This window comes from Nonomuraea sp. NPDC026600 (assembly GCF_040638335.1).
In the GTDB taxonomy this organism is placed as follows: domain Bacteria; phylum Actinomycetota; class Actinomycetes; order Streptosporangiales; family Streptosporangiaceae; genus Nonomuraea.
In genome coordinates, this window is the sequence record NZ_JBEZYD010000093.1 from 1 (window position 1) to 4,665 (window position 4,665).

Genomic DNA, 4,665 nt, shown 5'->3' on the forward strand with positions numbered 1-4,665 from the left:
CCATCCAAGCCATCGGTCGCAAGCCCCAGCGCGCCCTACCGCTGATTACATAGCGTTACAATCCACAATTAGCAGCTGACTTTGAAATCGCCCTGGCCTGTGGGGGTGGCGACAGCACCGCGGAGGGTGCCAGTACCGGGAGCGTCGACAAGGCCGCTTTGATCAGCAAGATGAAGGAGAATCCGGCCTCGAAGGATATCTCGGATGCAATCATCGACTGCATGGTCAGTGCCATGGTCAAGCACGGCGACCAGGCCACATTGCAAGGCATCGTGGATGGCAAGGTGAACGTCGATAACGATTTCAAGGCCTTCGGCGCGAAGGAGAAGCAGGTCGAGAAAGAGATAAACAAGTGTGTCTAGCACTGCCCCGCGCTCGAACGACAGCTGACATCAATTAGTTGAGCTGGGAATATGCAGTGGCCAGACACGGTCTTCTCTGGTGATCGCCAGGCGTGAGCAACCTCATGATCCTGGAAGGCCGTGTCTTCCTGCTTATAAAGCAAAAACTATGAGCAGATCGTTTTGTGGTGTGCGCCAGTCGCAGATTTAGCGCGGTTGGCGTCGGGCGGGTTCTCCTTTCAGCAACGCAGTGCTTAGCAGCACAACGACGAGAAGAAGCGGGACGAGGGCCACGATGCGCACGGTGGCACGGTTGGCCGGCACAGGGATGATCGCCATAGTGCTTGCGTGCTTCTTGCAGCCCTTGTGTCGGCGGTCCACGCTGTCATTCATGTGAGCCGGCCGAGCGCGTCCGCTATACGGTGCTGTCAGCAGGGGGTCGACGAGTTCGAGCGAGGCGATCTCGCCGACGCCCCGCTGTGGCATCTGGTCCCGAGTCACTGCAGGTGGCGCTGCCAAAACGGCACGCCACCATGAGGCCGTGACTACTGGTCGGCCACCACGACGTCGTCGAGGTGGAGTGAGTTACCGACGCTGCCGCTGGCGCTTCTCACCTCCAGCGTGACGGTGGCGGTCGCCGGGGGTGCGGTGAGTTGCGCGGTGAACTCCTGCCAGTTCGTGCTCAGGCCACCGAGTGAAACTTGATCGGTCTGCAGAAGCTGCTGGTCGGCGTCGAGCCACAGCACGCTGAGAGTCGCGGCAGAAATCCCGGGAGTGCCCTGTCTGGCCCACACGCTGACCTTCTTGGCGCCCTGGGTGGCTGCGAATCCGGGCCAATTGCCGAGTTGCACACCCCATCCTCCGCCCTCGGTGACATCGATCTGCAACCCGTAGGCGCCTGCATGGGCCGCGTTGGCGGCTCTTTGCACAGTGTTGCCATACCAGGCGCTCCATTGGCCGACTGAACCTTCGAGCGTCGCGGTGTCGACGTCGAGGGCATTGGGCGCGGGAGGCGGTTCCGTCACGCCATTGAGGGTGCTGCCCGCTTCTTGGTTGTAGGGGGCGGAGCGCCAGGCGTTCCATGAGATCGTCTCGCCCCATCCCTTGGCGAACTTCCAATCGCCGACGTAGGTGTTGTCGTGGAAGCTGTTGCCGCCGGTGAGCATGACATTTTGCTGGATCTCCGCGACCGTGTAAGGCATCCATGGCAGGTTGTTATCGCCCTGGGCGTACAGGGCCTGCGCGCCGCAGTAGGTTCCGGCGCAGGACACGTTCGACTTGTTGAACCGGAACTCGTTGTCGAACACCTTGACGTTGCGCGAGTGCCAGCGGCAGTCGCTGCGGTAAGGCTCGTTCGCGATGGATGTGTAGCAGGGGTGGGTGGCGTTGGTGGGGTCGAGATAGTCGTAGTCGTAAGGCGGCGGAATCACCGTGGGCGCGACGAACGGCGTGCAGTAGGTCTTGCTGGTGTTCCCATTGGAGTTGCAGAAGCGATTGGTGTTCTCGAAGATCGAGATGCCGGAGAAGTTGTCCTCGAAGTAGTTGTCGTTGATGTTGAGATTCGGGCTGCCGCTTGTGCCGCTTGCGAGCCGGGCGTCACCGCCTGATTCCGAGATGTAGATCGCCGGCGCCGGTGAGCCCAGGTTCTCGTTGCCGCTGACCCAGGCGTTTCGCTTGAAGACGTTGCGGCTGATGGTGGCGTTGTAGCTGATCTCGTACCAGAGGCCGATGCTCTCGTTGTGCTCGATCCAGTTGCGGTCGAAGAGGAAGTCGATGTTGTTGGTGTCGGCCCAGAGGCCGACGCTCAGGTTGTCGTGTACGTAGTTCTCCGTGACGGCGGCTCCTTTGACATCCCAGAACTTCACGCCGCCGGTGCAGCCGCACCCTTCGATCGCGGCCTCCCAGTCGTCCTGGTTGTTGCCGACGATCTCGTTGTTGTGCACGACGATGTTCTTGATCGACGAGTCGCCCTCGACCTGCGGCTTGTACATGCTGATGCCGTACTGGCCGTTGTCCTTCAGGCAGCTGTGGCGGATCGTGTTGGCGTCTCCGAGGAACACCGCCGCGCCATCGTTGTGGTGCGCGTAGAGGTATTCCATCACCCAGCCGCTACTTGCGTCGTGGTTGATGACGCCTTCGTTGTTGTTGTCCTTGCCGCGGCCGAAGTTGCGGACCTCGAGGTAGGCGATGCGCACATTGGAGGCGGCGCCGGAGAAGGCGTAAAGATTGGCGTTCATACCGTCCAGGACGGCGCCTGGAGCTCCTATATAGGCGCTGTTGCTAGCAGGGGTTATCTGGCTGAATACTCCATCGCCCAGAGTATGCGTGCCCGGGGCGAACCAGTAGGTCTTGCCGACCTGGCCGAAGTCGAAGCCCTTGTTGTCGCCCGCCGGGACCACTATGGCGCCTGACGGCGCGCTGGACGGTCCGCCTTCCCAAGGAGCGCTGTCACAGACTTGTAAGGCGGCCGGCAATTCGGTGTACCAGCCGCCAGATGCGCGCTCTGCCGGGGCGGCGGCGCTGGCGGCCTGCCCGACCAAAAGATTGGCGATGGTGACTACAGTGAGTAAGGCGCTCACGACAACAGACCGTCGCATGGATTCTCCCGATCTACCGGTGACGTTGTTGTCAGCGCAGAGTAGCGGCGAAGATCGCCCGCGGGTGGGCGATTGGCGTCCAGGTGTCCGGTCGATGGCGGCGATGGCCGCCTTGACCTTGGGATCCAGCTTGGCTGTGACCGGGCGATGCACGGCCCATGGGAGGACCACTGCTTTCGGAGACGGGAGCCGGATGTCGCTCACGAGCCGTGGGGCCGAGGGAGCCGGCGTCTGCCACGCGTTTCCTGTCTCCTGATCTGCAGAATCGGGGTCTGCTATGTCGAGGCGGCGCGCAGCGTCGCGGCAACGGCCGCCGCGTGGTCGGGGTCGGCCATGACCTGACCCCCGTGGACCAGGGCGAAGAGGGTGTTGTAGGCGGCCCTCCTGGCGTCGGGTGACAGGGCGTGGCGTACTGATATCACCGCCTGCCAGCGCGGCCGGATTGCCTCCCGCTCCGCTTCGCCCGGGCGGTGATGCCACCTGCAACTGGGGCAGGCCGGCATGCCGGTCGCGGTATCGATGGAGAAGATGGTGCGCCTGCCGTCCGGGGAGCGGTGCGGATCCGCAGATGGGCCGGCCATCCACTCGCCGGTGGCCCCGTCGATCGGATGGCCGGTCAGCTCCGACTCGTAGCCGCAGATGAGCTCGGCGAGCGGGGAGTCGTGTCCGACCGGCCTCGTCTCGCCCCGCTCGGCCGAAGCCAGCGCGGCGGCGAGCACCGGGTGGTCGGCCACGCCGGCCAGCTCGCACTGGCGGCGGGCTTCGGCGACCGCGGCCCGCCGCTGGAGGTCGGAGGAGGCATTGTCGATGGCCTCGGCGAGCTCCCGGTTGAAGGCTCGCAGGGCGTGCCGGGCGAGCGGGTCACCTTCCCGGGGATCGTCGGGAACCGCGTTGGTGATGACCCCGCCCAGCAGCGGCTCGTCCAGCAGTGCGGGGCTGAACAGCACGCCGGAGATGCGACTGGCCAGGGCGAGGGCCGCAGGAACGGAGCCGGACAGGTCCTGGAACTCTTCATCCGGTTCGGGTTCCAGGCCTAGCTCGCGCATGTCCTCATTCAGCGAGTCAGGGTGGCTGCCCCAGCGCTCCTGGGGCGTCTGCGGGCGAAAGGCCGTCCGAATGCGGCCGTCTGCAGCGTGTTCGAAGTCATGCGACGCCGCGTAGTTGTGGCGCATGACGGAGACGGCCTCACCGCCGTTGCGGGTCAGCTCGCGCAGGGTCTCGGGCCGGGTCCCCTCCCAGCCGCTGTATTCAAAAGCGATCGTCCAGTCGCCGGCCCGGGTCACCAGCACCATGTCGCAGCAGCCGTCGGTCTCCTCGATGCGCTCCATGACCTCCTCGTCGTCCACGGGATGGATGTTGTCGTCGGCCACGCCGAACCGCCGGAGCGTCTCGCGCTCGTTCAGGCCCCGGACGACGGTGACGGTGTAGATCTCCTCCGGCCAGTCGTCCTCCCACGCGTAATCCGCGGGCATGATCTTGCGCATCGGTCTCCCCAGTTCTTCCCTTTCATGATCACGGTGAGTATGGCGGGCGGGTCCGACATCCCCGACGGCAGGGAGGATCGGCTCGTTGCGCGTCCGGCCCAGGAGTTCCACCTCGGATTCGGGATGATGGACGAGACGCATATGGCGTCTGTCGGCGTACGGGTTCCAGTGCAGAGCCAGGTACAGGTAAACGTGCAGAGTTGAACGGCGTGTCCGCTGTGTCTGCAGGGTGGTGATCTTGGA

Annotated in this window: 3 protein-coding genes; 1 reads left to right on the forward strand and 2 read right to left on the reverse strand. The window is 64.2% G+C overall.

The genetic code is table 11. From position 1 onward, the window contains the following. Window positions 1-170 precede the first annotated feature (170 nt). On the forward strand, window positions 171-362 hold the full coding sequence (locus tag AB0F17_RS66240) for a hypothetical protein (RefSeq protein WP_358047791.1): 192 nt from the start codon (window positions 171-173) through the stop codon (window positions 360-362). 524 nt (window positions 363-886) lie between these two features. Here AB0F17_RS66240 and AB0F17_RS66245 read toward each other — a convergent pair. Both AB0F17_RS66245 and AB0F17_RS66250 read right to left on the reverse strand, forming a co-directional pair. Next, the gene (locus AB0F17_RS66245) at window positions 887-2,920 is read right to left on the reverse strand and encodes a right-handed parallel beta-helix repeat-containing protein (RefSeq protein ID WP_358047792.1); all 2,034 of its coding nucleotides are present in this window, start codon (window positions 2,918-2,920) and stop codon (window positions 887-889) included. A gap of 293 nt (window positions 2,921-3,213) precedes the next feature. Next, window positions 3,214-4,422, reverse strand: a complete 1,209-nt coding sequence (locus tag AB0F17_RS66250; RefSeq protein ID WP_358047794.1) for a DUF6461 domain-containing protein — start codon at window positions 4,420-4,422, stop codon at window positions 3,214-3,216. Window positions 4,423-4,665: the final 243 nt, after the last annotated feature.

Coding starts and splice junctions, on each gene's coding strand:
- AB0F17_RS66240 (WP_358047791.1), top strand. CDS start 171: ATGAAGGAGAATCCGGCCTCGAAGGATATCTCGGATGCAATCATCGAC.
- AB0F17_RS66250 (WP_358047794.1), bottom strand. CDS start 4,422: ATGCGCAAGATCATGCCCGCGGATTACGCGTGGGAGGACGACTGGCCG.